This window comes from Mesorhizobium sp. WSM4849 (genome assembly GCF_055811385.1).
Genome location: NZ_JBVVPW010000091.1, coordinates 1 through 1,354, shown reverse-complemented (window position 1 = coordinate 1,354; position 1,354 = coordinate 1). Strand labels below are relative to the sequence as shown.

The 1,354-nt window shown below is 66.2% G+C and carries 1 protein-coding gene; it reads left to right on the top strand.

Annotated elements, in window-relative coordinates:
- Nucleotides 1-146: 146 nt before the first annotated feature.
- Nucleotides 147-1,354 (top strand): IS66 family transposase (locus tag AC0L3L_RS36320; RefSeq protein WP_473642176.1); only part of this gene is annotated, 1,208 nt, incomplete at its 3' end.

The following is a 1,354-nucleotide window of genomic DNA, read 5'->3' as shown; positions in this document are numbered from 1 at the left end:
GCGGGATGGAGCAGTCGTCCAAGCGGAGCTCACCTGCGGCAACGGGTCCGAAGCGGCGTGGCTCGAGCCGGGCGATCGTCACCGAAGAGCGCCGTCTTTGTTATGAGCCGCCACCGGGCTCGCGGTTTGTGGGGCGGACAAGCTTCGTGGTGCAGGATCTGACGATCGGGGTGCGGGTGGTCCGCTATCATCGGGACCGCTGGCGTTTGCCGGATGGCCGGATCGTCGTCGCTCCGCTGCCGGACGGGGTCGACGGGCACTTCGGTTTGGAGCTTCGGCGTCTGGTGCTGTCGCTTTATCACCAGGGTCAATCGACCGTGGAGCGGATCGTCGCGTTGCTGCGCGACTTCGGCGTGTCGATCTCCAAGCGTCAGGTCGTGCGGATCCTGACCAGCAAGATCGACGCCTTCGTCGCCGAAGCGAAGCAGGTTCTGACGGCCGGGCTCGCTTCGGCCGGTTGGGTCAGCGTCGACGACACCGGGGCCCGCCATGGCGCGGTCAATGGCGTGTGCACGCAAATCGGCAATGACCGGTTCGCCGTGTTCACGACCACCAAGTCGAAGAGCCGGCTGAACTTCCTGCAGCTCCTGCACGGCGGGTCGGCCCGGTGGGTCCTGAACTCCGCCTCACGCGCCTACATGCTGGAGCGCGGGCTGCCGGTGATCACGACGGATCTTCTGCATGCTGGGCGCGAGCCGTCCGGGTTCGAGGACGCGGCGTCATGGGACGCCCATCTACTCGCCCATGGCCTGGAGCCCAAGGATGGCCCTCTGGACCCGTTCCGCATCGCCAGTGAAGGCGCATTGTGGGGCGGTCTGACCGAGGCAAAGGCCCTCGACGGCACCGTCATCCTCAGTGATGGGGCGGGCCAGTTCGCAATCGGCGAGCACGCGCGGTGCTGGGTCCATATGGAGCGGCAGATCCATGCCCTCGATAGCTTCACCGAACCGCAGCGCCGCGCCAAGGCCCTGATCCAGAGCCGGATCGGGTGGCTCTACAACGACATCAAGGCGTGGTGTCTGAGCCCCACGCCCCGAAGAGCCAGGGAACTGGCCCGGCGGTTCGACCGGATCGTCGGCATGAAGACCAGGTTCGTGACCCTCGACCGTCTGCTCGCGCGCATCCGGACCGACCGCCAAAGCTTCCTGAAGATCCTCCAACGCCCGGACATTCCGCTCCACACCAACGGCTCAGAGAACGATATCCGCAGCGTGGTGACCCGGCGCAAGATCAGCGGCGGAACCCACAGCGACCAGGGCCGTGCCGCCCGCGACACCATGCTCAGCATGATGAAGACCTGCAACAAGCTCGGTGTCAGCTTCTGGGATTATCTCGGCGACCGCCTCGGCATCCC